This is a genomic window from Pelagicoccus sp. SDUM812003 (assembly GCF_031127815.1).
GTDB lineage: Bacteria > Verrucomicrobiota > Verrucomicrobiia > Opitutales > Opitutaceae > Pelagicoccus.
Window position 1 is genome coordinate 235945 of sequence record NZ_JARXHY010000004.1, and the last position, 23510, is coordinate 259454.

Here is a 23510-nt window from a genome sequence, read left to right on the forward strand (position 1 = left end):
GCAAACGATACGCCGGGTATGGGCGTTGCCAAGTCGAAGCTCAGGTTTTTGCGGATGCGGTCCGGATCTGGATTTCGTCTATTGATTCCATCGCGAGTATTCGCAGATTCGTTACTTCTATGATCGTGCGCATGTACATGACGAGCGGGGTTCAAACCATCGATCCCGATACCAAGCCCTCCGTCGCTGCCAAGCTGATGCGCGAGAAGCGGATTCGTCGCCTGATCGTGAGTCAGGCGGGCGAGGTGCATGGCATCGTTTGCGCTCGGGATCTGACGCGCGCGGCGGAGCGCGTGGGCACCAGCAAGCAGGTGCAGCGGGTGCGGGAAATCATGAAATCCCCCGTGATATCGGTCGGGCAGGACGATCCCATCGAGAAGGCGGCCCGTTTGATGACCAAGCATCACATTGGCAGCTTGGCGGTGATGAGCGGAGCGAAGCTGATGGGAATCATCACTGAGTCGGACATTTTTCGGGCCTTGACCCAAGTCATGGCGGGTGGAGGGAATTCGGCTCGTATCACCTTCGATATTACAAAGGGCGATCAGACGCTGGAGTTTCTCATCAGCAAGTGCAAGTCGATGGGCGTTCGTCTTCTAAGCTACTTGAGTTTCGAGGACGGCGATCGGCTCATGGCGGTGGCGCGAGTGCGCGGCGATCGGACCAAGGACTTCGTGGACGATCTTTGGGACTCCGGCGAAGTGGTGGTCAACGTGATCTACCTGAAGTAGGCGGTCGGATCTCGGTTTCGCGGAAGGGGAGCGGGCGTACGCTATGCCTGGGCGCTGGGGGCTCTGTATCCGAAAAACTGATGCTGCTTGATGACGGCGACGGCTTTTTCGGGCACCATTTCCTTCCAGCTCGGATCGTTGTCGGCGATGGCCTTTAGGATATCTCTCGAGAAGATTTCCAGCAGCGATTCGTCGATCCCGCGCAGGTGTTCGATGTAGCCGTTTTCCAGCAGGTGGAGGTAGAGGTTGGAGAGCTTGGAGTCGATGCGCAGGTTGTTGCAGGTGATGAGCATTTCGTCCGCGATGCCGCCGATGGTCTGCGGGGAAACGCTGCCGGGCTCATGGGTCGCATCGCCGTTTTTCATCTGATCGAGGTAGCGGCGGTAGGCCTTTTGCTTCATCGGGTAGATGTACAGCTTGACCGCGTTTTTGAAGAGCCGTCCGAAGCTTTCCAGGATGCCGCCTTCGAGGTGGGCGTAGTAGCGTTCGTTGAAGACTTCGAGCAGGTTGTTGATGCCCATGACGACTCCGATCATTTCCTTGGTGTATCGACGAAAGTAGGACGTGAGGCGATAGAATTCGAAGTAGTTCGAAATGAGCACGTAGTTGCCAGTGGCTCCGATGGTGTCGATGCGCTGCAGGAAGTCGTCGTAGTCGAGCTTTCCCGACGCCAGCAGGTTGTTCATGGTCAGTTCCGCCATCACCAGCACGTCCTTGCCTTGCACCGAAGGCTCCTGCACGAACTGGGCTCCGGAGCATTTGAGCATGTCGATATTGACGCGGGTGATGGGGCGAAAGCTGCCTCGTTCCACCAGCACCGCCTTTTTATAGATGGCTTCGGACGGCTGCGTGATTTCGCCGTGCGGCGAGAAGAGCACCGCGTTGGTGAGGCCGCGTCGCACGAGGTGGAGGTTGGCGATGCGGTTATCGACGTGGGAGAAATCGGGACCGCTGAAGTGGATCAGGTCCACTTCGATGCGGTCGTTTCCTACGTTGTCGGCCAGCGATTCGATGAGCTCCTCGATGTTGTGATGCAGGTAGGAGGCGCCGTAGATGAGGTTGGTGCCGAGGATGCCTACGGCGTGCTGCTGCTGCACGTTTTCCGGATCCCACATGCGGGTGTGGAGGATGATCTCGTTCGGCTCGGCGTTCGGTGTAAGTTGAAAACGGATACCCATCCAGCCGTGCGTATCGTCGCCGCCGCGGTAGCTCTTGGCTTTCATGGTATTGGCGTAGGCGAAGAAGCAGCGCTCGTTTCCGACCTCTTCGGAGAGGCGTTCCACCAGCAGCGAGTACTCGTGGTCGATCATCTTTTGCAGGCGTTCGCGTGAGACGTAGCGGCCGGACTTGCCGTAGATGGAGTCGCTGAAGGTCATGTCGTAGGCGGACATGGTTTTGGCGATGGTTCCCGCGGCTCCGCCCGCTTGGAAGAAGTTTCGGCAGGTTTCCTGTCCGGCTCCGATCTCCGCGAAGGTGCCGTAGCGTTTGGCGTCGAGATTGACGGTGAGGGCTTTGCGGTTGGTGGTGAGGAGTTCCTGTTCCTTCGGAGAGTCCATTTGGTGGGTGGTGCTGTGGATTGTTTTCGCCGTGCGGTGGGGAATCTGGGCGAGTCGGCGAGTCAGGTCAAACTGGGATGCGCCGCGATGGGCGAAAGGTCCGGCTTTCCTTGGCCGGTCACGGTTTGGGTCGAGCGGACTTGCTCTAAAAAGAGGATTGCGCCGCGTCGGTGGCGGTTTTCCAATACGGCCGTTCGAACGACGTTTCTTTCGGCCCCCTTTCCCCAGCACCGAGCCCTATGCAGACTCTATTCATCGCCATCGGAGCGGGCGTCTTGTATCTTGTCGCGTACCACACCTACGGCAAGTACCTCGCTCGCCGCATTTTCAAGCTGCGTGACGACGTGCCGGCGCCCAGCGTGGCGCTCAACGACGATCGCGATTTCGTGCCGACCGACAAGTTCGTGGTGTTCGGCCACCATTTCACCTCCATCGCCGGCACGGGCCCGATCGTGGGTCCGGCCATCGCGGTGATTTGGGGATGGGCGCCTGCCTTGCTTTGGGTGTTGTTTGGCTCGATCCTATTGGGGGCGGTGCACGATTTCGGCAGTCTGGTGGTCTCGCTGCGAAATCGGGGCCAGACGGTGGGGGAGATTTCCGGACGCGTGCTTAATCCGCGGATACGCCTGCTGTTTCTCATCATTCTTTTCTTCACCCTCACTATCGTGCTGGCGATTTTCGGTCTGGTGATCGCGGTGGTGTTTCGCAGCTATCCCAGCGCCATCTTTCCCTGCTTGGTGCAGATCCCATTGGCGGTGGCGATCGGCGTGTGGCTGCATCGCAAAGGCGTCGGCCTGCTGATCCCGTCGGTGCTCGCTCTCGTGGCGATGTACGTTTCGGTAGCTTTCGGCGACCGGGACGGTCCCATCCACGCCTTCAACGCCGCTTTGGCGGCCTGGCCGAATGGGACTTGGGTGGTGGCCCTGCTGCTGTACTCCTACATCGCTTCGGTTTTGCCGGTGTGGTCGCTGCTGCAGCCGCGCGATTTCATCAACAGCCTGCAGCTGATCACGGCCCTGGCCTTGGTGGTGGTCGGCTTGTTGGTGGCGGCGTTTTTCGGCGGAGCGCCCGTGGGCGGCTCCCAGCTGCGTCCGAGCCTGGAGATCGCTGCTCCCGCTTTCCAGAGCGCGGATTTGGGAGCGCCTTTGATCTTCCCGTTTCTTTTCATCACGGTGGCCTGCGGGGCGATTAGCGGGTTTCACTGCCTGGTCTCCAGCGGGACTTCGAGCAAGCAGCTGCGCTGCGAAACGGATGCTCAGTTCGTGGGCTACGGTTCCATGCTGCTGGAAGGCTTTCTGGCCACCCTGGTGATCTTGGCCTGCGTGGCGGGCCTCGGCCTGGGCATCACGGGCAAGGGCGGGGAGCTGCTGATGGGGGAGGCGGCCTTCGCGGATCGCTACGCTTCCTGGGCGGCGGCGGGCGGTCTGGCTTCCAAGGTTGGGGCCTTCGTGGACGGTTCGGCGAATTTCCTCAAGGCGATCGGCTTGCCAGCCGGGTTCTCGGTAGCGCTGATGGGCGTGCTGGTGGCCTCGTTTGCCGCCACCACTTTGGATACCGCATGTCGGTTGCAGCGCTACGTCGTCCAGGAGCTGGCGGGACTGTTCGTGGAGCGCGATCCCGGCGGGAGAGCGATCGTTTCCGCCAATCCGGTTTCTTGGCTGACGGACAAGCACGGGGCCACGGTCTTCGCGGTCGGGACGGCTTTCCTGCTCGCCGCCTTTCCGCCCGCAGGCAAGGAATGGGCTTGGGAAAACGTGGGCGTTGGTGGGATGATCCTCTGGCCTATGTTCGGGGCGACCAACCAATTGCTAGGCGGATTGGCCTTTTTGGTGGTGGCGTTTTGGATGTGGCGACGACGCTTGCCGGTGTGGTTCGTGGTGTTGCCGACGGCGTTCATGCTGGTCATGCCGGCTTGGGCGATGGGCTATCAGCTGCTTCACCCTGAAACGGGTTGGCTGTTCGCCGAAGCCAGGAATTGGCCGTTGGTGCTGATCGCTCTCGCGACCATCGTCCTGGAAGCCTGGATGCTGGTGGAGGCATTTCTCTGCTGGCCCAAGGCGAAAGGAGTGCTGGAGCAAGGCGTCGGCGGAGTCGGAGGCGCCGAGGCTTCGGCAGAGGGAGGGCGTTCCTGCTAGTTGATTTAGGTTGCGACCCGGGCCCTTTGCCCTGTTGTTTGGCCATCCCACGTCTTGTTATTTACGATGAAGCAATTCCTAAAAATGTTCTTCGCTTCGCTGCTTGCGATCTGTTTCGCGGTGGTGATGTGCTCCCTGTTCTTCGCGTTGCTGCTCAGCATGCTCATCGCCATGAGCGAACCGCAGCCGGTGGTGAAGGCGAATAGCGTGCTGGTGTTCGATATGTCTGTCGCGGTGCAGGATCGCCCTGTGGGACAAACCGGCCGAGAGTTCATCGATCAGGCCATGGGCATGCCAATCGCCGGCGCGGTGTCGATGCGTTCGCTCACGGAAGGGATTCGCCTGGCGGCGACGGATAGCGACATCAAGGCGCTGCTGCTAAAAGGATCTTTTCGCGTGGATGGGTACAGCTCAGGCTTTGCGGCGCTACGGGAGGTCAAGGAGGCGATCGAAGCGTTTTCCGAATCTGGCAAGCCGGTCTATGCCTACACCTATTATCCGACGGCTCGCGATCTCTACGTCTTGTCGGCGGTCGATACGGTTTACATGAATCCGGAAGGTCTAGTGGCGGATACCGGCATGTCGATGAGCGGCATGTACCTCGGCGGTTTCATGGACAAGTACGGCATCGGGGTGCAGGTGACGCGAGCGGGCGAATACAAGGCGGCTGCCGAATCCTTCGTGCTGGAGGGCATGAGCGAACCGGCCCGCGAGGCGAACCAGGCGCTGCTGGAAGATTTTTGGCAGGAATATTTGGATACGATCGCCGCAGGCTCGGATCTCGAGCCGGGCGTCTATCAGGAAAAACTGAACGAACTGGGCATGCTGCAGGCCTCCGAGGCCCTGGAGCTTGGCTTGGTGGACGAGCTGGCGCATTCCCATGTTCTCCTGGAGGAGATGCAGCGGATTTCCGGCGAAGAGGAGGATGGACTCTCCTTCACGCAGACCAGCATGTCAGCCTACCTGTCGGCCAAGGTGAAGCCAAGGTATTCGAGCAGTGGATACGTTTCGGTGATCTATGCTGAAGGGCCTATTGTGGATGGGGAGGGCGATCCGAGTGAAGTCGGCAGCGACCGTTTCGTCCGAGAGATTCGCAAGGCGCGTCTCGATGAGGACGTGAAGGCCATTGTGCTGCGAGTGAATTCGCCTGGCGGCAGCGCCCTGGCGAGCGAGATGATCCAAAAGGAACTGCGTCTAGCTCAGGAGGCAGGCAAACCGTTGGTGGTTTCCATGGGGACCTACGCTGCTTCGGGCGGGTATTGGATTTCCGCCTACGCGGACCGGATTTTCGCCCAGCCGAACACCCTGACCGGTTCCATTGGCGTGATCGGCATCTTCTTCAATTTCGAGGAGATCGCCGGTACGCATGGGGTCAATTTCGATACGGTCAAGATGACTGAGCACGCGGATTTGATGGACAGCTTCCGAGCGAAGACGGAGGAGGAGATGAGTTTGGTGCAACGGCAGGTGGATATGGTGTACGATTCCTTTCTCAACAAGGTCGCGCAAGGGCGAGGTCTGGACGTGGAGCGGGTGCGGGAGATCGCTGGAGGCCGTATCTGGTCGGGAGTGGACGCGCTGGATCTAGGCCTGGTCGATGAGCTGGGAGGGCTGAACGACGCCATCGCCTTCGCTGGTCGAGAGGCCGGTTTAGGCTCCGAGCCAACCATCCAGGAACGCCCCGAGCCGGTGGATTTCTTCAAGCAACTAAGTGAGAGCCTTGCCAAGCAGGGAGCGAGCGTGAACCAGGAGCTGCTCAAGCCGGTGGCTCGGTTATACGGAGAGCTCAATGAATTGGGAAGCCGCTACAACGATCCGAAAGGCGTGTATGCGATTTTACCCTACGAAATAGAGATAGACTGAAGGACGAGAAGGTATGGAGACGAAACTCATTCGAAACTGCAGCGCGACTGCGATTCCCGCGGGAACCGCGGCAACTTTGGAAAAAGGAACGTCCGTCCTGGTGACGCAGACGTTGGGCGGCAATGTCACTGTGCGCACGGATCAAGGCCTTTTCCGCATCGCAAGCGTGGATGTGGACGCATTGGAGGAGATCGAGCTGGGCGAAGGCGGAGACAGCTCCCAGCCATCGGAAGACTCCTTGGAAGATCAGGTTTGGGGCGCTCTCAAGCAGTGCTACGACCCGGAAATACCGATCAATATCGTGGACCTTGGCCTTGTCTATGACCTGCGCGTGGAACCGGACGGTTCGGGGCAGAGCAATGTCTTCGTCAAGATGACGCTCACGGCGCAGGGATGCGGCATGGGACCTGTCATTGCCGAGGATGCTCGCACTCGTATCCAGCTTTTGGATGAGGTGAAGGAAGCCACGGTCGACATCGTTTGGGATCCAGTCTGGAGTCCGCAGATGATTTCCGAGGAAGGCCGCAAGGTGCTGGGGATCGAGTAGGCGTCCGCGAACGATTGGGGCAAGGTCGCTCCCTTCCCTCAGCTCTCGCAATTGGGACGGGCGACGACGCCCTCGAACGGTTCATCTGCGAAGAAGCGTCCAGGCTCGTCGGGCATGTGGCGATCGCAGATCTCGAAGAGCTGATCCTCCGTTTTGGCTCGCCGCATTTCGTAGAGGAACGCGCCGTCGGGATCGACTCCTTGGCCGACGAAGTTGAGGTATTTCTTCATCTTGTTGACCTTCCCTCTCTCGGGGAGGTGCGGCTTGCTGACTTCCGAGTACAGCATGTGTACATACCGGTTTACTTCGTATAAGGGAATTCTGGATACCGGCAATCCAGCTTGCTCCTCGCGGATCTGCTTGAAGATCCATGGATTTCGGATGGCGTGGCGCCCTACCATGACTCCCTCCGCTCCGGTGAAGTCGAGGGCCCATCGAGCTTTCCTTGCCGAGGTGATGTCGCCGTTTGCCAGCACTGGACAGGATACCGATTCCACGGCCTGCTTGATATAGTCGTAGTGGACTTCGCTGCGGTACATTTCCTTCACAGTTCGACCGTGGAGGCTAAGCATGTCGACCTGATGCTTGTTGATGAGCTCGAGCAGCGGCGCGAAGTTTTCGGTATCCTGAAAACCTATACGCATCTTCACAGTGAAGAGTCCGGGGATCGCTTGGCGCAAGGCGCCTAGGATGGCGTCGACTTTCGCCACATCGCGCAGCAGCCCGCCTCCGCACTGCTTCTTATAGACGGTCGGGGAGGGACAGCCCATGTTGAGGTCGATGCCGGCGACCGGATAGTTGAGCAGCTCCTTGGCGCTGCGCAGCAGGTGGCGGGTATCTTCGCCGATCATCTGGGCGAAGACTGGCCGGTCGGTGTCGTTTTGGGTGATCGCCTCCAGGATGTGCTTCTCGAGTCGCGACTGGGCATGCACGCGAAAGTACTCCGTGACGTAGTAGTCCGGCGCTCCGAAGGCGCTGATCACGCGCATGAAAGGGCGATCCGTCACGTCCTGCATGGGAGCGAGGGCGGTGATCGGCTGGCCCTCCACGATAGGTGCGGGCAAGCGGGTTCGCTGGGCGTTTCGGATTTCGGAGCTCATGAACTAGGCAGAAGGAAGAACCGCAAACGCGGGGCGAGACAAGTCCGTTTCGCTGAATGTCGCCAGCTCGGGCTTGGAAAAGGCTGACGGCAGTCCGTCTCGTCTAGAAGGCGATGGCGATATGGCTTTGCAGCGGCTGCTGGTGAAACTGGTCGCTATCTCCGCGGTCTCCGCGGTCGCCGCTATGCACGGCGAGGGCGATCGAAACGGCTTGGGACGGACGGTAGCGCATGCCTAGGGAAGGGGACAGGGTCGTCTTCCAATTCGTGGCGCGCAGTCGCGCTTCGTAGCTTCCCTCGACGTAGAGGGAGAGGCTGCGTTCGGCGTTTTTCCAGGCCATGCTCGCTTTTCCTTTCACGGCGTTGGCCGAACCGTGATCGTAGACCTGGAAGCGGCTTTCAAAGGCGGACTGGCGGTGGCTCTGGAGGAATGTCTCTAGTTTACGGATACGCTGTTCTGTTTTTTCGTCGGTGGAGTTGGCTTTGAGCGCGTAGGAGGGGTGCGGAGCGGTCTCCCTGACGCTGGTTTCGCTGAGGCGTTCGCTTGCTTGGCTGGATAGCCCAGCGAAGCAGGCGCTCGCGATGAGAGCGAGTTTGGCTATGGGCATCGGTTTCGATTTTCGGACAGATGGATCTGTTCGATCGGCGAGGTCTTGGCGGTCGCTCTTAAACGGGACGATGCGAATTCGGGAAAGACGAAACCGCTGGCTGAAAGGCATTTCGCCGCTGTTTTATGGTGGCTGCTCCATTTCGCCATGATGGCATCAGGGAACTGCGGATAGGGCTCAAGGGAAGACGGCGACGGCGGGCGGAACTGGGACGAAATGCCATGCCAGTTCTGCTTGCCGATTGACGCTGCGAGACGATTTGCTGTATCGTTCAATCTACTACTTTCTCGCTTTTGCGGCGCGCCGACCGCTCTCTGGCTGACGCGCTGCGTCGCCCGCTTCATATGGTAAACGAACGACGCTCGGAGCCGACTCGAGCCGATCGCTCCCTCGCGATCGCCCCGGAGGGATGGCTCGAATCCAAACTCGCTCTGGTGAGCGAGGCGGCGCTGTTGTTGGGCAAGGCCGCTACCGCGGACGACGTGCTGCGCGAGGCGGTGGTGGTGGCTCAGGAGCGGCTCGAGTTCAACCGCATCGGCACCTGGTTTTTCGAGGACGATGGCAAGGTGGCGATCGGGGCCTACGGTGTGGACGAGAACGCCCGACTATGCGACGAGAGGGGACACCGGATTTTCGACCGCACCGGAGTGCTCGCTCGCATGCGCGAGCACTGGGAGAGGCCGCCCTTTTTCTTCGTGCAGACCGGGATCGAGCTGTGCAATTCTCGAGCCGAGGTGGTGGGGACCGGAAATCACGTGACGGTGCCGATGATACACGATGGCAAGATCATGGGATTCATGGCGGCTGACGATCTTTGCCAAACGCCGGTGATCAACGATAAGGTCGGCTACCTGCTGCTGCAGTACGCGCATGTGGTCTCCAGCATCTACTTCCACAAGCTCGAGATCGACCGCACCCAGAAGGCGGAACAGGCGCTCGAGCAGGCCGAGCGCATGAAGTCCGAGTTTCTCGGCATGATGGGGCACGAAATTCGCACGCCCTTGAATGCCATCATGGGCTACGCCCAGCTGCTGGAAATGAACTGCACCCTCGAAAACGCCCGTTCGCTTTCCCGCACCATTTCGAGCTGCAGCGAGCACCTGACCTCTTTGATCAACGGGATCCTGGAGTACTCCCATCTTTCCGATTCCGATCTGACGGAGCTCTACAAGCCCTGCGATCTGATCGAGGTCTGCCGCTCCACGGTGGACTCGTTTTCCCAGGCTTACGAGCGCAAGGGGGTGGTCTTGAGGTTCTCCCACGAAGGCACGAATCCGGGGTTGGTGAACACCGATGCGGTGGCAGTGCGGCAGGTGGTGGGAAACCTCTTGCAGAACGCCCTGAAGTTCACCGACCAGGGCGAGGTCAAGGTCGCGGTGCAATCCCAGCTGAAGTCCTTGGGCACCTCCGAGTTCTTCATCTCCATCGAGGATGAAGGCATCGGCATCGATCCGGCCCACCTGCAGGACATCTTCAAGCCTTTCAAGCAGCTCGATTCCTCGCTCACGCGCAAGGCGGGCGGGATCGGCATGGGACTGGCCATCGTGGAGCGTCTGGTCAAGGCCCTCGGCGGAAAGCTGGAGTGCGAGAGCGAGCGCGGCAAGGGGACTAAGTTCACCATCGACTTTCTCTTCCAGAACGCGCTCGGACGGACGGTGGACGAGCGCTTCAAGGGGGAGAGCAAGCTGCCGCAAAAGAAGCGGGAGGAAGTGAAGATCCTCACCGTGGAAGACCACGCTCCGAGCGCCCAGGTGCTGCTCAAGATGATCGAGGGTCTGGAGTATCCAAAACCGGATACGGCTGCTCATGGAGCCATCGCCAAACGCATGTTGCGAGAGCGTCCCTACGACCTGGTGCTGATGGATGTGGAGATGCCCTACATCGATGGCTTGAGCTTGACCCGCCAGATTCGAGCCGGGGAGTGCGGCCCCATCAATCGAGATGTCACCATCGTGGGCGTGACCGCCTATGCCATGAAGGCTAATCGCGATACCTGTCTGATCGCGGGGATGGACGACTACATCCTCAAGCCGCTCAAGATGGAGCAGCTGAAGCAGGCTCTGGAACGCTGCGTGGTCGCCTAGTGGGGACGCCGCGTTTCGGGCAGTCTGGTGTTTGGGCAGCTTGGCTAATCTGCGTTCGGGCGACGCAAAGCCGTGGCGGAAAGCGGGGCGGAAACGCCCGGGCGCTGGACGGCGCTCAGCCTTCGTTTTCCTCGTTTTGCTGCTTGAGCACCCGCTCGAGGATGGAGCTCATGTCCTCGGTGGAGTTGAAGACCTTTTCCGCAACGTAGATCGGCACCTTGTTTTGCAGCGAGAGCACGATGGAGTCGCTCGGGCGGGCGTCCAGCTCGATGATCTTGGTATCGACCTCGTTGCTCATCTCCAGGAAAATGCGGGCGAAAAAGGTGCTTTCCTGCACGTCATTGATGATGATGCGGGTGATCTTGGCCTCCAGACCCAGCAGCATGGCGGAAATCAGGTCGTGGGTGAGGGGACGCTCCTTTTTCACGCCGTTGAGGGCCATGGAAATGGCGTTGCCCACGCTGTGATCCACGTAGATCACGAAGACCTTGTCATCGTTGCCGAGGAAGACGGCGCAGCCGTTCACGGTCGGCATGACTCCTTTCACGGAAACTTGGATGACGCTGGTATTCATTCGTTCGGGCGGTCGCGTTCGCTGGCGAGATTAGCGGTTTGCTGAGTCGTGATCGTAAACAGGCATCGTCAGCGGAGAGCAAACATTTAAGACAGCCTCGGATAATTCCCGTTTCATTGCAATGCTTCGCTCTCAGCATTTGGACGGAGGGGAGTCGACGGAGCCTCACGGCGGGCGCGCATCCAGTCGGGAGAAGAGGATTTTCGGATCAGCCTGGGGGGGCGACTGAGGCCCGAGCCGAGCGGGGCTGCGGACTGCAGCGCCAGGTCACGCCGCTGGCTTTCGACCCCGAATGCAGGCTAATCCGTTACGAATACGCGACTTAGCTAGCTTCCCTTGACAGGGGTGTGGCGACCGTCGATAGTTCGCACACGAATTATTTGCGCACGAACCGTGCAATCGAATCGATGGAAGCAAGAATGGCAGATGAAATGCAGGAATCCGAGCTCCCCGAGGAGGAGGTGTCGGAGAGCCTGCCTGTTTTGCCCAAGGAGCGCTACGACTTGCGCATCTTGAGATCGTTGCGTCGCATCATCCGCTCCGTGGACAGCCACTCGCGTCGCCTCGCCACGGAGCACGGCATGACGGTGCCTCAGCTGCTCTGCATGCTCAAGATCGACGAGCGCGGCCCGTTGACGGTGAAGGAGCTATCCAGGGAGGTTTTTCTCAATCCCAGCACCATCGTCGGCATCGTGGATCGTCTGGAACGATCAGGCATTTTCGCTCGCGAGCGATCGGACAGCGACCGGCGTCGCGTGCGCATCTCGCTCACGGATGAAGGCAAGCGACGAGTGGCCTGTTCTCCATCCCCCTTGCAGGACAATCTGGTCCAGGCGATCGACAGGCTCCCGGAGCTGGAGCGCGCCACGATCGCGCTCTCACTAGAAAAGCTCATCGAGTGTATCGATGCCCCGCTTGGCGGCTCCAAGGGACTGCATTCCGACCGAACTGCGCCCGTGCTGGAGTCCGCCAAGGACCTGGAATCAGGTCCCCCGTTTCGTACCGAAATCGCGGGCTAAGCGCCTGCTTGTCAGTCGGAAGCTCAACCCCGGACCCATGCTCCCTCTCAAACCCTCTCGCATAGCTGTTTTCATTTTGCTCGTCGCGGCGTCACTTGTCGCCTTGCACGGTCGAGCCTCGATCTTTTCCTCGCCCGAGACGGACGACTACTTCACCGACGACGGCACCGTGCCTCTGGCCTGGGCCGCGACCACCGAAGGGGACGAGTTCGAGGTGCGCCGTTGGCAGGCTGGTGGCGACCCTCAAGGCGTGCTTGTCTACCAGGGAGGGGACACCGCCAGCTTCCTTTCCGGACTGCCGGAAGGTGTATTCGAAATACGGGTACGATCTCGCGGTCAAGGCGAGCCTTTTCCCGAGTGGGAGGACGCCCATTTGCGCGTCACGGTCGACTACAAGGACATGCGAGTGGTGGCGGCGCTCATGGGAGCGGGTTTTCTGACCTTTATCGCAATCGTGGCGACCATCGTGGTCGGGCACCGGCGGGCTCTGCGAGAGGCCGCAAAATAGCGCATGGCGACTAGAGATCGAAGAAGCCCCGTCTTGAACCTCCTTTTCCCGAATCCCTGACGTTTCATCCTATGCATCAAAACGAAACAGTGCTCAATCCCACCCTTGGATGGACCTTGTTGGCCATTTTCGGCATACTCTGGGTCGCGCTCGGGCTTTTCTGGGGCCGCCGCGCCAAGAGCCTGGAAGGCTTCATGCTGGCGGGCAGAAACGTGGGCCTGGCCCTCGGCGCCGCTACCGCCATGGCGACCTGGGTGACTTCCAACACCATCATGGTGGTGCCGCAGTTCGGTCTGAAGATGGGAGTTTGGGGCCTGCTGGCCTTCACCACGGCCAGTTTCGGCCTGTTTCTTTTCGCCCCTATGGCGTCTCGGATCAGATCGCTGATGCCTAAGGGCTTCACTTCGGGGGATTTCATTCGCTTGCGCTACGGCCGACCCGCTTGGGCCATCTTTCTGCTAATCTCCTTCTGCTATTCCATGGCCTGGCTCGTTTCCATGGCTATGGCCGGCGGCATCGTCCTAGAGGCCTTGGCTGGCATCGACTATCTCTATGGCATGAGCATGATCCTGTTGGTCTGCGTCATCTACACCTTGGTCGGCGGTCTGTACGCGGTGATCGGCACTGACTTCATTCAGAGCATTATTATCCTTCTCGGAATCGTTATCGTAGGCGTGACGGCCTTGAGTAAGATCGATCTGGATACGGCTTATCAGACTGCGACGCGCACCCAGCCGGCGCTCTTCAACGCCTTGCTCCCGGTGGCTTTGCTTTCGCTGTTCAACAACATGTTCTTTGGATTCGGCGAGGTCTTTCACAACAACGTCTGGTGGAGCCGCGCTTTCGCCATGCGCAAGACGATCGTATCCAAAGCTTTCGGTTTGGCTGGCTTGTTCTGGCTGCCGATTCCTCTGGCGGTCGGCTTCGGAGCTCTCTTCAGCAACAGTCTTGGTATCAACATTACGGATATAGACATGACCGGTCCCTTGATCGCGGGTAATCTGTTGGGATCCGCTGGCGCCGTTATCTTGTTCGTAGTGGTGTTCTGTTCCCTCGGTTCCAGCATTGACAGCTTGCTCGCGGCTACCTCGGACCTGCTGGCGGAGGACGTTTATAAAAAGATGTTCAATCCGCAGGTCAGCGACGAGACGCTGCGTCGCGTTTCCACCGGGATCATCATCGGGCTAGGGCTGGTCACTTGGCTGATCTGCTTGCCCAATATCGGAAACCTCATGACGGTGCTCTTTTTCGCAGGACCGTTTGTCGGCAGCACGATCTGGCCGGTCATCACCGGGCTGTACTGGCGCAAGGCCAATCAGATCGGAGCGGTGCTTTCGATGCTGCTAGGGATCAGCTCCGGCATGTATGCGTATTTTGGACACGGATGGTACACGGCATCGCTTGTGGCGACCGTGGTATCCATGATTACTACTTTTGCTTCCGTGGCGCTCTCTCGAACGGAATTCGATTGGGAGCTGCTGAATGAAAAACACTAACCCCTAAAAATGAAATGATCTTATTTCCGGAATCCATCGTATCGGGGCTGATCGTGGGCGCTTTGTGCCTCACGGGCATAGCCATCGTTTCGTTGATCGCTATGATCATCAAGGACTATCTAACAAAGGACGTTTGGTAGAATGAGCGACAAACTAGAGTTAAACAAGCGTGCCGAGTTCCTTTCGCCTCCCGATGGGGTGGAAACGCTCAGGCCCGAGCCTAATAGTCTTTTTGAAAACAACCCCGTGCGGCTGTCCGTGCTGCGGGCTTTGGAAGGACGCTCCATCCTTTCGGTGAAGGACTTCACTCGGGAGGAGGTGATCGAAATCGCTAAGCTAGCGGCGATCTTGGAGAACTTCGAGATCGCGCCTTACCACATCATGGACGGCAAGATCGTCACAACCGCCTTTTTCGAGGCGAGCACTCGGACCCGGCTCTCTTTCGAAAGCGCCGTGCTGCGCCTCGATGGGAAGGTGCTTTCCATCCCCGAAGGCGGGGTGACCGGCGTGCGCAAAGGCGAGTCGCTGGACGACATCGGCATGATGTTCAACGCCTATTGCGATATGGTGATCATGCGGCATACGGAGACGGATTCGCTGGAGCGCCTGACGAAGGGGCTGCGCGTTCCGCTTATCAACGCCGGCAATGGAAGCGGGGAGCATCCTACCCAGTCTCTCGCAGATTGGTACGCCCTGCTCAAGTGGCGCCCTAAGCTGGCCGAGACGGATCCAAGCAAGCGGAGCAAGAAGCTCTGTCTTGGGATTTTGGGTACGCCAGGCAGCATGCGCGCCGTGAAGAGCTTTCTTCTGATGTCGCTGATGTTCCAGGATCGGATCAGCAAGGTCATCGTGATATCTCAGATGGCGGATCCCTTTGGGGAAGACTTGGTGACTGAGCTCGAGAAAGCGGGTATTCAGTACAAGGTTACGAACAACATGAAGAAATACGTGCCCAAGCTGGACGTTATCTACATGAACTCGATCGCGTTTCTAGGGGACAGCTACAAAAATCTCGATGCCGAGTTCCAGCTCAACAAGGAAAGCGAGTTGAAGGAAGAGGCGGTTATATTGCACCCGTTGGCTCGGCTTAGCGAACTGGACAAGTCTCTCGACGACACGGCTCACAATCTATACTTCTCGCAGGCGCATGGAGCCGTTTTCGTACGGCAAGCCCTGCTCATCGCAATCAGCGGTCGTCTCGATCGCTTGCCAAAGGAAATTCCGGTCGTCGACTAAGTGGCCGTTTCCTTCTCACCGCTACGGTCCATGAGCTCCGCTTGTGGACTGCCGAAGCTAACTCAGGAATAAGATACCTAAATGTGTGGAATAGCAGGATTTTTCTCAGCAGCGCCATTGTATCCAGAAGACGATGCCACCTTGTCTCGAATGCTGGATACGATCTATCATCGGGGACCCGATGGAGAGGGCGCTCATATCGATCATGCTCGAGGAGTAGCCATGGGGCACACTCGACTGTCGATTATCGACTTGAACACCGGCGAGCAGCCGATCTTGAGCAAGGACGACCGGTTGGCGCTCACCGTCAACGGCGAGTTCTACGACTTCAAGAAATATCGATCCCACGCCATGGCGGAAGGAGACCGGTTTCGCTGCAAGTCGGATAGCGAGATCGCGTTGAGCTTGTATCGAAAATATGGATTGAGCTTTGTCGACCACCTGCGCGGAGAGTTCGCGTTCGCTCTCTACGACAAGGAGCAGGACCAGATGATTTTCGTCCGAGATCGATTCGGCATCCGTCCGCTGTTCTTTCACAACAATGGTGAGATGCTGGTTTACGGTTCCGAGGTCAAGTCGGTCATCGCTCATCCCAAAGTGCCGAAGCGCCTATGCCGCAAGGCCGCCTTGCATCAGCTGATGCAGACGATCAAGCCGGGGACTTCCGCCTTTGAGGGAGTCGTCGCTCTGGAGCCGGGACACATGATGGTCGTGAAGCGACGTAACGGAAAACTGGAGACGAACGTACGAAAGTACTGGGACCTCGATTTTCCAGAAGTCGACCAGCGCGATGCCTTGCTGACGGAGGAGGATCACATCGAGCGGATTCGCGAGAAGCTGATCGAATCGATCGTTTTCCGTTTGGAAGCGGACGTGCCGGTTGGTTGCTACCTTTCGGGCGGGATCGACAGTTGCTGCATCCTTGGCTTGGCCAGCGGGGCCATGCAGAGTCCGGTCAAGGCCTTCACCATCAGCTTCGACGACGACAAGTACGACGAGGCCCACATCGCCAAGGAGATGTCCGACAGCATGGGGGCGGATCAGGAGCAGATAAACCTCAAGGCTGCCGACCTGTATGGGGAGAACTATATTCGTACGGTGTGGCATGCGGAGCGTACCTTTTACAACACCCTTGGTGTAGCTAAGTACCTCATGAGCAAGCGTGTCCGCGAATGTGGATACAAGACGGTGGTTACTGGCGAGGGCGCGGACGAGCTTTTCGGCGGGTATCCGGCGTTCAAGCGCGACATGTTCCTCTATGGACTGGAAACGGAGGATCCCAAGGAGCGCGAGCGCTTGCAGGGCTTGCTCGACGAATCGAACAAGCTGTTCAAGGGCGCCATCCTCGCCGAGAATCGCTTGCGTCACCCGGCGTTCGAAGAGCTGTGCGGTTTTACTCCTTCGTGGATTCAGCCTTGGATGGCTACGCTGGAGCTGGCGCGGCCGCTCCTCAGCGACGATTCGCTGGAGGAGATCGGTGACTACGACCCGATCGAGCAGATCGCTTCCAAGATCGATGCCAAGATGCTTCTGAACCGTCACCCGCTGGACAAGGCTCAGTACACCTGGAGCAAGTGCCAGCTGGAAGGTCAGATCTTGAACTGGGGCGGCGACCGCGTGGATATGGCGAATTCCATGGAGTCTCGTCCGGCTTTCCTCGACCACCATCTAGCAGAAGCAGCCATTCAGGTGCCGCCGAATCTGCGCATCAAAGGGAATGTCGAGAAATGGGTCCTGCGCGAGGCCGTCAAGGGCGTGCTTCCCGAGGTGCTATACAAGCGCGAGAAGTTCGCCTTCATGGCCCCGCCCGCCCATACCAGTCCGGACAAGTTGGCCAAGGTGAACGAGCTGATCGAGCGATTCCTGAACCCGGATAGCGTACGGGAGGCTGGCATCCTCAGTCCGGAGCGCACCGAGACTTTCCTCAAACACTATCGCGAGGACAAGGACCCGATCTCCCTGACGCGAAAGGATACGCTCCTCAACCACCTGATTTGCCTGCAGATCATGCACGACAAATTCATCGAAACGGAGGCAGCATATGGGAAGCCGAACTGACTACTTGAATACGGACAAAGGGGCGTCCGTTCGGGCCGGCATTCGGGACACCTTTCTCGAACAGGTTGCGGACTTAGACGTGCGCTACCAGCGTGGCGGCGTGAGCCGACTCTCCGCTTATGCGAAATCCGACGGTGACAAGCGGCCGCAGAGGCCGCTCTACAGCCCGGAGGAAGCTCGCCGGTTGATCGAGCTCGGAGTCGAGCAGCGCATGAAGGTCAAGATCAGCGACCACTACAATGCTCTGGTGCAGGGTAGCGGCAGCATGCCTCCAAGCGAAGCTCTGGCGAACCTCGTCACGGCGCGCGGCGAGGAAGTGGCCGACCTCTCCGGCGAGATCGACCCCAGCAATCAGCTCGGCTATAGCCCGTTGCCAGGAGTGCTGCACAAGTACGAGATGGCTCTGCTGTACGTAGCGAAGACCTGCAGCGCCCATTGCCGCTACTGCTATCGATCTGACCTCTTTTCCGGCATTTCCGGAAAGCAGCTGGCCAAGATCGATCCAGTTGTTGAATACATCGAAAACCACAATGATCAGGTCGTCAAGAACGGCGGCAAGCATCCGAAAAGCGGTCACCCTGCGTTGAAGGAGGTCTTGTTGTCCGGAGGCGATCCAATGATCCTGAGCAACAAGAAGCTCGCCCAATGGCTGAGCGCGCTTGCGGATGCCGGTATCCAAAAGATAAGGATCGGAACCAAGGAGCTCGCATTTTTCCCTCAGCGTTTCGACGACGCGTTCTTCGCCATGTTGGACGCGTTTCACGAATACTACTCAGACACGCGCATCGTGTTCGCGACTCACTTCACGCATCCGGACGAGTTTCTGTTTCGCGACGAGGAAGGAGATCCGTGCGATTTGGGAAACGGAAGGCTCGAATGGCTTTCGCCGGTGTACAACGCGGTAGCCCATCTAGGCGAACGTCGACACTTCGTTTCGCTGGAAAACCAGACGCCGATCATCCGCGACGTGAACGATGATGCGAAGGCCCTGCGCGTTCTTCAGCGCGAGCTGTACGCCCATGGAATTGGGAACCACTATTTCTTCCAATGCCGACAGATCCAGGGCTTTCGAGCCTTCGCGATTCCGGTGGAGGAGACGCTCTCGATCTTCAACGAGTCCAAGCGCGGCCTCTCGGGTGTGGAGAGTCACGCTCGGTTGGTGATGTCGGCGGAAGAAGGGAAGATGGAGATCTGCGGCGTGGCGGGCGACCAGATCGTTTTTCGCCGTCTACGCGTACCTGGCGCCGCTGAAGAGCAAGGTAGGCTCTACATCGCTCCTCGCAATCCCGACGCGTATTGGATCACCGACTACGATTTGAAATCCACCTAGCGACTGAAACGGAAGGGAAACCATGACTTGTATTGATATCGAACGTTTGAAGCGGGACTTTTTCGAGCTTTCCGAAATCGGAAGGAACGAGGAGGACCGAGGCATCTACCGGACCGCGTTTTCGGAGGCCGATATGGAAGGGCGAGCATGGTTTCGCTCCAAGCTGGAAGAGATCGGCCTGGAGACGCGCGTCGATGGAGCGGCAAACGTTTTCGGCCGTCTCAAGTCTTCGGATACGAAAGCGAAGACGGTTATCGTGGGCTCGCATCTCGACACGGTGCCCTGCGCGGGGGCTTTGGACGGGAGCCTAGGCGTTCTGGTCGGCCTGGAATGCCTGCGGGTCTTGAAGGAGCGTGGCGAGACGTTCGATCGCCATCTAGAGGTGGTGGCATTCAGCGACGAGGAAGGGCGGTTCGGAGGGATGTTTGGATCGCAATCGGTAGTCGGCTCGGTGACTCCGGAAACCTTGGAGTACTACAGCGACCAGGAGGGATGCACGCTGGGCGAAGCTATGAAGCGTCGCGGGCTCAAGCCGTTTGACGCGTTGGACGCCGCCCTGGATCCGGCGGATATAGAAAGCTACCTGGAGCTGCATATCGAGCAGGGACCGGTGCTGGACAACCTACGCAAGTCGGTGGGCATCGTGGAAAACATCACCGGCCTTTTCAAGTGGCTCATCAAGATTCGCGGCACCGCGAATCACGCCGGCACCACGCCGATGGAGATGAGACAGGACGCCTTCATGGGGCTCGCCGACTTCGCCCATGAGATCCCTCGCATCCTAGAGGAAAACGGTTCGGAGCTCAGCCGGGCTACCATCGGGCGGGCCCAGATCCTGCCCGGAGCCCCGAACACCGTGCCTGGTCTGGTGGAGCTGACCATCGACGTTCGCGACACTTCGAAGCAGATCCTGGAGGAGCTCGGGGAGGCGTTTCACCGGGCTCTGTCGGCGATCGCGAGGCGCCGGAAACTGATGTTCGACTACGAGATCCAAAGCGTGATCGAGCCTACGCAGTGCCACCCGGAGATCGTAGATTCCCTAGAGTCGGCGGCCAAAGAACTCGATCTCAACTACTTGCGAATGCCAAGCGGAGCGGCCCACGATGCCCAGATCATGGCTCAGCTGACGCGGGTGGGCATGATCTTCGTGCCGAGCAAGGACGGGAAGAGCCATTCTCCCGCAGAGTGGACCGCGTGGACCGACATCGAGTCCGGAGCGAATCTGGCCTTGCATGCCCTCAAGCGAATGGCAGGCGCCTGAGGCGAAATCCGTTTACCTATCTATCGTTTTGAAACAAACCGTTCGCATGCACGAAGACCCACTCAAAACCGTCTATCACGAGTCGATCGTCGATAATCCCGGGCATTTCAGCCAGCTGATCAATCACAACACCGCCTTGCTTTGCATCGACCTGCAGTATCTGGACGCGGTGGAAGGCTATGGCGTCTTTCGCGATCCGGAGACCTCGGGCGTACCCAAGGAAGGGCGCGACTACTACTTCAGCCGCCTGCAAAACACGGTGCTTCCCAACGTGCGCAAGCTGCAGGAAGCCTTTCGCGAGAATCACCTGGAAGTAGCGCATACCCGGATACAAGCTTTGACTCGTGACGGACGCGACCGCAGCGCTGGCCACAAGCGACTCAATCTGCTGGCGGCCCCCGGTTCGCAGGAAGCCAAGTTTGTGGAATCGGTGGCTCCCGCTGGAGACGAGGTGGTGGTGAACAAAACCGCGAGCGGGGTGTTCTCGTCCACAAATTTCAACTACGTTCTCGCGAACATGGGCATCAACGCCTTGTTTGTCTGCGGCGTCTATACCAACGAGTGCGTGGAAACGACGGTGCGGGCGGCGAGCGATCTCGGGTTTTTCGTCACCATGATCGACGATGCCTGCGCCACCGTGACGCCCGAGCTGCATCAGGCCAGCATCGCCACGCTCAAGGACCGCTACGCCCGCGTGATCACAACCGAGGAAGCGTTGGAAGACATCGAGCGCTTCGTGCATGGTCAAAACGTTTTCGAGCGTTCGCAGGGGTAGTCGAAAAACGGGTACGGCGATTTTGGCTAGGTCGACTTGCCCGCTTTCGGCTCCGGAGAGATGCTAGTTGTCGCCCCATCCGCCCCATGGATCCTCATCCTGGGAGGGGAGCTGCGACTCCTTCGCTCTGGCCTCGATCCCCAGAATGGTCATGTCGTCCTGGGCGTCATCGCTGCGGCTAAACGCTGCCAAAGCGGCGTAGACCGCTTCGATGCTGTTTTCCAGCGAGAGACCTCGGGTCGCGGCGAGGGTTTCGCAAAAGCGCTGCATGCCGTACTCCTCGTCACGATCGTTGACGGTTTCGAGGAATCCGTCGGTATAGGCGTAGAATCGGTCTCCGGGGCGAAGCTGCGCCTTGTGCGAACTGCGCTCCACTAGGTCGAGTAGGCCGACGGCGAAATCTCCGTTTTCCAGCAGCTCGTAGCTGCCATCCTTGCGCACGATGACTCCCGCAGGATGGGCCGCGTTGGCGTATTCGAGCTCCACCGATTCGGTGGACTCATCGTAGCGGGCGGTTGCGGAGATGGCGGTGAAGAAGCCGTTTGGAATCTGCCCGTAGAATTCCATATCGAGGTAGTTCAGAAAATAGCCAGGCAAGGCGCGGACTTCCTCGGGGGCTTCCTGGGAAATGTATTTCAGGAGGGCCATGAACAGAGCGGCGGTGACGCCATGACCGGTCAGGTCAGCTAGGAGCAGGGAGTAGGCGTCGCCATCCAGATTGCGAAAGCTCATGTAGTCGCCGCCGACCTTCTCCATGTAGCGGTAGCGAAACGCCACGTCGAGAAAGGCGCAGGGCTCGGCTCGCTTTCCGAGGAGGAACTTCTGAATCTGTCGGGCTGAATCGAGATCGAACTCGATGGTCTTGTTTCGCTCTTCCAGTTCCTTCTCGTGAGCGAGGATCCTGCGTTCCGATTCGCGGTGTTCGGTCACGTCCAGATAGGTCACCAGAATGCCGGCGGGTTTCTGGTCGTGGCCTTGGAGGGGGATGCGGCTCACGATGAGGTTCGCCGATCTGCCATCGGGCAGGATCGCTTCGACTTCCCTATCGAGGGCCGGTTCGCCGGTGGCCAGGACTCGGGAGTCGTCGAGCTCGATCTGGCAGTTTAGCGGGCCGGAGAAAAGCGCTTCTTCGGCGCTGCCGACGGGGTGCTGGTCGCGCTCGCACGGTGGCAGGCCAAGCAGGGAGAGCAGACGTTTGTTGCAGCCGCGCACGCGTCGGCAGCGATCCTTCCACAACGAGGCGATGGGAAGGTCCCTATGCATGGCTTCGTAGTGCTGGGCGATGCTGGTAAGCGTGGGGGTTGAGTGAATCGCTTGCTCCACTCCTAAGAGATCGGTACCGATCGCCGACAGTTTGCTGGCGAGGCGCATTTTTACACTACATTCGCTAGAGCCTGGCTCGGGCAGGCGGCGAATCGCTCCCCGGCGGAATGAGCTACCCCTCTCCGCCGATCTCGGCCGCAGGCGCGTTTTCATCGTCGGCGATTGTCGGCGCGCCTCATCGACGCTTGCCAGTTGCCTTTTCGTTTGGCCGATGGTTGGATATCGCCACGTTTTACCCCTACCATGAGCGAGCGAACCCAGCAGGCTGCCAAACCCGAACTGTTGATCGGAGGATTGCTAACGAGCAAGGACCGTGTCGAGATTTTGGAGACGCTAGAGAAACGTATTCACGACGCCGAATACAACGCGTTGTCCCTTAAGATCCCGCGGGACGACGGACGGCTGCAGAAACGGCCTGGCATGCACTTTCATTTCAAGCCGGAAATCTTTATCCAGATCTCCGGTTTCACCGAATTCTCGGTGCCTGGCGAAGTGCTGACGGTCCGTCCGGGAGACGTGTGCATCATGCCCGCCGGGGTGCCGCATCAGGAAACGATCTACTCGCAGAAGGGGGCTTCCTTTCGCAACCTCGTGGTCGGCTTCTACAGCAATGCCATTAGCGTGCACCTCGCCTTCGAGGTCGAACCGCACAAACCCGAGATCGATGTCATCGCGTTCTACGACGCCCCGAACTTGGATGTGTTTCTCACCTTGGCGAACTCTTTGGTGAACAACTACCACAAGCGAAAACCCAGTCGGGATCGCATCGTCAAAGGCCTCTCCATCGCTTTGCTTTCGATGGTTAAATCCTTGGTGGAAACGGGTAGCGACGGACTCAATCAAGACATCGGCAAGGTGTTCCAGGTGAAGTGGCTGGTGCGCGAGCAGATCTCCAACGCGAAGCTCAACGTTAAGACCTTGGCGGACCGCTTGAAGTGCTCGCCCGACTACTTGTCGCATCTCTTCATCCAGCAGACGGGAGAGAAGTTGACCCACTATATCCAGCGTATCCGCATCGAGGGAGCGGCCTTGGCCTTGCAGACCACGCCGCTCTACGTCTCCGAGATCGCCTGGTCGAGCGGCTTTTCCGACCCGGCCTATTTCGCTCGGGTATTCAAGAAGTTCATGAACGTGACCCCGCAGGAATACCGGGCCCAGCGCGAGGAAAAACGCCGCCAGGAGGAAGCCGCCCCGAAAACGATCTACTACGATCGCGAGGACTACTCGGCAGGAACGCCGCATCGCTAGGTTGAGACGATCCGCTCGCAGATCTCCAAATGTGGCAGGGTCCTGGCGCCGTCCCGGAC

Annotated in this window: 21 protein-coding genes; 15 read left to right on the forward strand and 6 right to left on the reverse strand. The window is 59.0% G+C overall.

Going from position 1 to position 23510, the window contains the following annotated elements; genetic code table 11:
• Positions 1–119: 119 nt before the first annotated feature.
• Complete coding sequence (locus QEH54_RS07650) at positions 120–731, forward strand: CBS domain-containing protein (protein WP_309018062.1); 612 nt, start codon at positions 120–122, stop codon at positions 729–731.
• Positions 732–772: 41 nt separating this feature from the next.
• Here the strand turns inward: QEH54_RS07650 and QEH54_RS07655 are convergent, their stop codons facing one another.
• Positions 773–2287, reverse strand: coding sequence for a TonB-dependent receptor (locus tag QEH54_RS07655; protein ID WP_309018063.1), 1515 nt, complete (start codon positions 2285–2287; stop codon positions 773–775).
• Between the two features lie 239 nt (positions 2288–2526).
• Between QEH54_RS07655 and QEH54_RS07660 the strand changes: the two genes are divergently transcribed.
• The 3 genes from QEH54_RS07660 to QEH54_RS07670 all read left to right on the forward strand — a co-directional run bounded on the left by QEH54_RS07660 (position 2527) and on the right by QEH54_RS07670 (position 6832).
• Positions 2527–4422 carry a carbon starvation protein A gene (locus QEH54_RS07660; RefSeq protein WP_309018064.1) on the forward strand — a complete coding sequence of 632 codons (1896 nt, stop codon included), beginning with the start codon at positions 2527–2529 and terminating at the stop codon, positions 4420–4422.
• Positions 4423–4488: 66 nt separating this feature from the next.
• Entirely contained in the window at positions 4489–6285 is a 1797-nt protein-coding gene (gene sppA / locus QEH54_RS07665; protein ID WP_309018065.1) for a signal peptide peptidase SppA, read from the forward strand.
• A gap of 13 nt (positions 6286–6298) precedes the next feature.
• Positions 6299–6832 (forward strand): iron-sulfur cluster assembly protein, encoded by a 534-nt coding sequence (locus QEH54_RS07670; protein WP_309018066.1) that lies wholly within the window; start codon positions 6299–6301, stop codon positions 6830–6832.
• Positions 6833–6870: 38 nt separating this feature from the next.
• On the opposite strand, the gene QEH54_RS07675 is transcribed toward QEH54_RS07670, so the two are convergent.
• The 3 genes from QEH54_RS07675 to QEH54_RS07685 all read right to left on the reverse strand — a co-directional run bounded on the left by QEH54_RS07675 (position 6871) and on the right by QEH54_RS07685 (position 8883).
• Positions 6871–7932, reverse strand: coding sequence for a tRNA-dihydrouridine synthase family protein (locus tag QEH54_RS07675; protein WP_309018067.1), 1062 nt, complete (start codon positions 7930–7932; stop codon positions 6871–6873).
• Positions 7933–8035: 103 nt separating this feature from the next.
• A complete protein-coding gene (locus tag QEH54_RS07680) occupies positions 8036–8539 on the reverse strand; it encodes a hypothetical protein (RefSeq protein WP_309018068.1) in 504 nt (167 codons plus the stop codon).
• Positions 8530–8883 (reverse strand): hypothetical protein, encoded by a 354-nt coding sequence (locus QEH54_RS07685; protein ID WP_309018069.1) that lies wholly within the window; start codon positions 8881–8883, stop codon positions 8530–8532. The genes QEH54_RS07680 and QEH54_RS07685 overlap by 10 nt, the downstream gene beginning before the upstream one ends.
• Here QEH54_RS07685 and QEH54_RS07690 point away from each other — a divergent pair, their 5' ends adjacent.
• Complete coding sequence (locus QEH54_RS07690) at positions 8884–10623, forward strand: ATP-binding protein (protein ID WP_309018070.1); 1740 nt, start codon at positions 8884–8886, stop codon at positions 10621–10623.
• A 115-nt stretch (positions 10624–10738) separates the two neighbouring features.
• Here the strand turns inward: QEH54_RS07690 and QEH54_RS07695 are convergent, their stop codons facing one another.
• A complete protein-coding gene (locus QEH54_RS07695) occupies positions 10739–11197 on the reverse strand; it encodes a bifunctional nuclease family protein (RefSeq protein ID WP_309018071.1) in 459 nt (152 codons plus the stop codon).
• Between the two features lie 407 nt (positions 11198–11604).
• Between QEH54_RS07695 and QEH54_RS07700 the strand changes: the two genes are divergently transcribed.
• The 9 genes from QEH54_RS07700 to QEH54_RS07740 all read left to right on the forward strand — a co-directional run bounded on the left by QEH54_RS07700 (position 11605) and on the right by QEH54_RS07740 (position 20880).
• Positions 11605–12216 (forward strand): MarR family transcriptional regulator, encoded by a 612-nt coding sequence (locus QEH54_RS07700; protein WP_309018072.1) that lies wholly within the window; start codon positions 11605–11607, stop codon positions 12214–12216.
• A gap of 37 nt (positions 12217–12253) precedes the next feature.
• Positions 12254–12724 (forward strand): hypothetical protein, encoded by a 471-nt coding sequence (locus tag QEH54_RS07705; RefSeq protein ID WP_309018073.1) that lies wholly within the window; start codon positions 12254–12256, stop codon positions 12722–12724.
• 71 nt (positions 12725–12795) lie between these two features.
• A complete protein-coding gene (locus tag QEH54_RS07710) occupies positions 12796–14220 on the forward strand; it encodes a hypothetical protein (RefSeq protein ID WP_309018074.1) in 1425 nt (474 codons plus the stop codon).
• Between the two features lie 14 nt (positions 14221–14234).
• Positions 14235–14360: a hypothetical protein gene (locus QEH54_RS07715; RefSeq protein ID WP_309018075.1), complete on the forward strand. Its 126-nt coding sequence runs from the start codon at positions 14235–14237 to the stop codon at positions 14358–14360.
• A 1-nt stretch (position 14361) separates the two neighbouring features.
• Positions 14362–15456, forward strand: a complete 1095-nt coding sequence (locus QEH54_RS07720) for a hypothetical protein (RefSeq protein ID WP_309018076.1) — start codon at positions 14362–14364, stop codon at positions 15454–15456.
• An 81-nt stretch (positions 15457–15537) separates the two neighbouring features.
• The gene (gene asnB, locus QEH54_RS07725) at positions 15538–17514 is read left to right on the forward strand and encodes an asparagine synthase (glutamine-hydrolyzing) (protein WP_309018077.1); all 1977 of its coding nucleotides are present in this window, start codon (positions 15538–15540) and stop codon (positions 17512–17514) included.
• Positions 17498–18844, forward strand: a complete 1347-nt coding sequence (locus tag QEH54_RS07730) for a hypothetical protein (protein ID WP_309018078.1) — start codon at positions 17498–17500, stop codon at positions 18842–18844. The genes asnB and QEH54_RS07730 overlap by 17 nt, the downstream gene beginning before the upstream one ends.
• A 22-nt stretch (positions 18845–18866) precedes the next feature.
• Complete coding sequence (locus QEH54_RS07735; protein ID WP_309018079.1) at positions 18867–20105, forward strand: Zn-dependent hydrolase; 1239 nt, start codon at positions 18867–18869, stop codon at positions 20103–20105.
• Between the two features lie 46 nt (positions 20106–20151).
• Positions 20152–20880 (forward strand): isochorismatase family cysteine hydrolase, encoded by a 729-nt coding sequence (locus QEH54_RS07740; protein ID WP_309018080.1) that lies wholly within the window; start codon positions 20152–20154, stop codon positions 20878–20880.
• Positions 20881–20943: 63 nt separating this feature from the next.
• On the opposite strand, the gene QEH54_RS07745 is transcribed toward QEH54_RS07740, so the two are convergent.
• Positions 20944–22251, reverse strand: a complete 1308-nt coding sequence (locus tag QEH54_RS07745) for a SpoIIE family protein phosphatase (RefSeq protein WP_309018081.1) — start codon at positions 22249–22251, stop codon at positions 20944–20946.
• 195 nt (positions 22252–22446) lie between these two features.
• Here QEH54_RS07745 and QEH54_RS07750 point away from each other — a divergent pair, with 195 nt between their 5' ends.
• Positions 22447–23451, forward strand: a complete 1005-nt coding sequence (locus QEH54_RS07750; protein WP_309018082.1) for an AraC family transcriptional regulator — start codon at positions 22447–22449, stop codon at positions 23449–23451.
• The last annotated feature ends 59 nt before the right edge of the window (positions 23452–23510 follow it).

What these genes read in the sequence shown, in the direction of transcription:
- asnB (WP_309018077.1), top strand. Translation starts at nt 15,538, where the DNA reads ATGTGTGGAATAGCAGGATTTTTCTCAGCAGCGCCATTGTATCCAGAA.
- QEH54_RS07750 (WP_309018082.1), top strand. Translation starts at nt 22,447, where the DNA reads ATGAGCGAGCGAACCCAGCAGGCTGCCAAACCCGAACTGTTGATCGGA.
- QEH54_RS07700 (WP_309018072.1), top strand. Translation starts at nt 11,605, where the DNA reads ATGGAAGCAAGAATGGCAGATGAAATGCAGGAATCCGAGCTCCCCGAG.
- QEH54_RS07710 (WP_309018074.1), top strand. Translation starts at nt 12,796, where the DNA reads ATGCATCAAAACGAAACAGTGCTCAATCCCACCCTTGGATGGACCTTG.
- QEH54_RS07695 (WP_309018071.1), bottom strand. Translation starts at nt 11,197, where the DNA reads ATGAATACCAGCGTCATCCAAGTTTCCGTGAAAGGAGTCATGCCGACC.
- QEH54_RS07735 (WP_309018079.1), top strand. Translation starts at nt 18,867, where the DNA reads ATGACTTGTATTGATATCGAACGTTTGAAGCGGGACTTTTTCGAGCTT.
- sppA (WP_309018065.1), top strand. Translation starts at nt 4,489, where the DNA reads ATGAAGCAATTCCTAAAAATGTTCTTCGCTTCGCTGCTTGCGATCTGT.
- QEH54_RS07685 (WP_309018069.1), bottom strand. Translation starts at nt 8,883, where the DNA reads ATGAAGCGGGCGACGCAGCGCGTCAGCCAGAGAGCGGTCGGCGCGCCG.
- QEH54_RS07745 (WP_309018081.1), bottom strand. Translation starts at nt 22,251, where the DNA reads ATGCGCCTCGCCAGCAAACTGTCGGCGATCGGTACCGATCTCTTAGGA.
- QEH54_RS07660 (WP_309018064.1), top strand. Translation starts at nt 2,527, where the DNA reads ATGCAGACTCTATTCATCGCCATCGGAGCGGGCGTCTTGTATCTTGTC.
- QEH54_RS07690 (WP_309018070.1), top strand. Translation starts at nt 8,884, where the DNA reads ATGGTAAACGAACGACGCTCGGAGCCGACTCGAGCCGATCGCTCCCTC.
- QEH54_RS07740 (WP_309018080.1), top strand. Translation starts at nt 20,152, where the DNA reads ATGCACGAAGACCCACTCAAAACCGTCTATCACGAGTCGATCGTCGAT.
- QEH54_RS07670 (WP_309018066.1), top strand. Translation starts at nt 6,299, where the DNA reads ATGGAGACGAAACTCATTCGAAACTGCAGCGCGACTGCGATTCCCGCG.
- QEH54_RS07705 (WP_309018073.1), top strand. Translation starts at nt 12,254, where the DNA reads ATGCTCCCTCTCAAACCCTCTCGCATAGCTGTTTTCATTTTGCTCGTC.
- QEH54_RS07680 (WP_309018068.1), bottom strand. Translation starts at nt 8,539, where the DNA reads ATGCCCATAGCCAAACTCGCTCTCATCGCGAGCGCCTGCTTCGCTGGG.
- QEH54_RS07715 (WP_309018075.1), top strand. Translation starts at nt 14,235, where the DNA reads ATGATCTTATTTCCGGAATCCATCGTATCGGGGCTGATCGTGGGCGCT.
- QEH54_RS07655 (WP_309018063.1), bottom strand. Translation starts at nt 2,287, where the DNA reads ATGGACTCTCCGAAGGAACAGGAACTCCTCACCACCAACCGCAAAGCC.
- QEH54_RS07730 (WP_309018078.1), top strand. Translation starts at nt 17,498, where the DNA reads ATGGGAAGCCGAACTGACTACTTGAATACGGACAAAGGGGCGTCCGTT.
- QEH54_RS07720 (WP_309018076.1), top strand. Translation starts at nt 14,362, where the DNA reads ATGAGCGACAAACTAGAGTTAAACAAGCGTGCCGAGTTCCTTTCGCCT.
- QEH54_RS07650 (WP_309018062.1), top strand. Translation starts at nt 120, where the DNA reads ATGATCGTGCGCATGTACATGACGAGCGGGGTTCAAACCATCGATCCC.
- QEH54_RS07675 (WP_309018067.1), bottom strand. Translation starts at nt 7,932, where the DNA reads ATGAGCTCCGAAATCCGAAACGCCCAGCGAACCCGCTTGCCCGCACCT.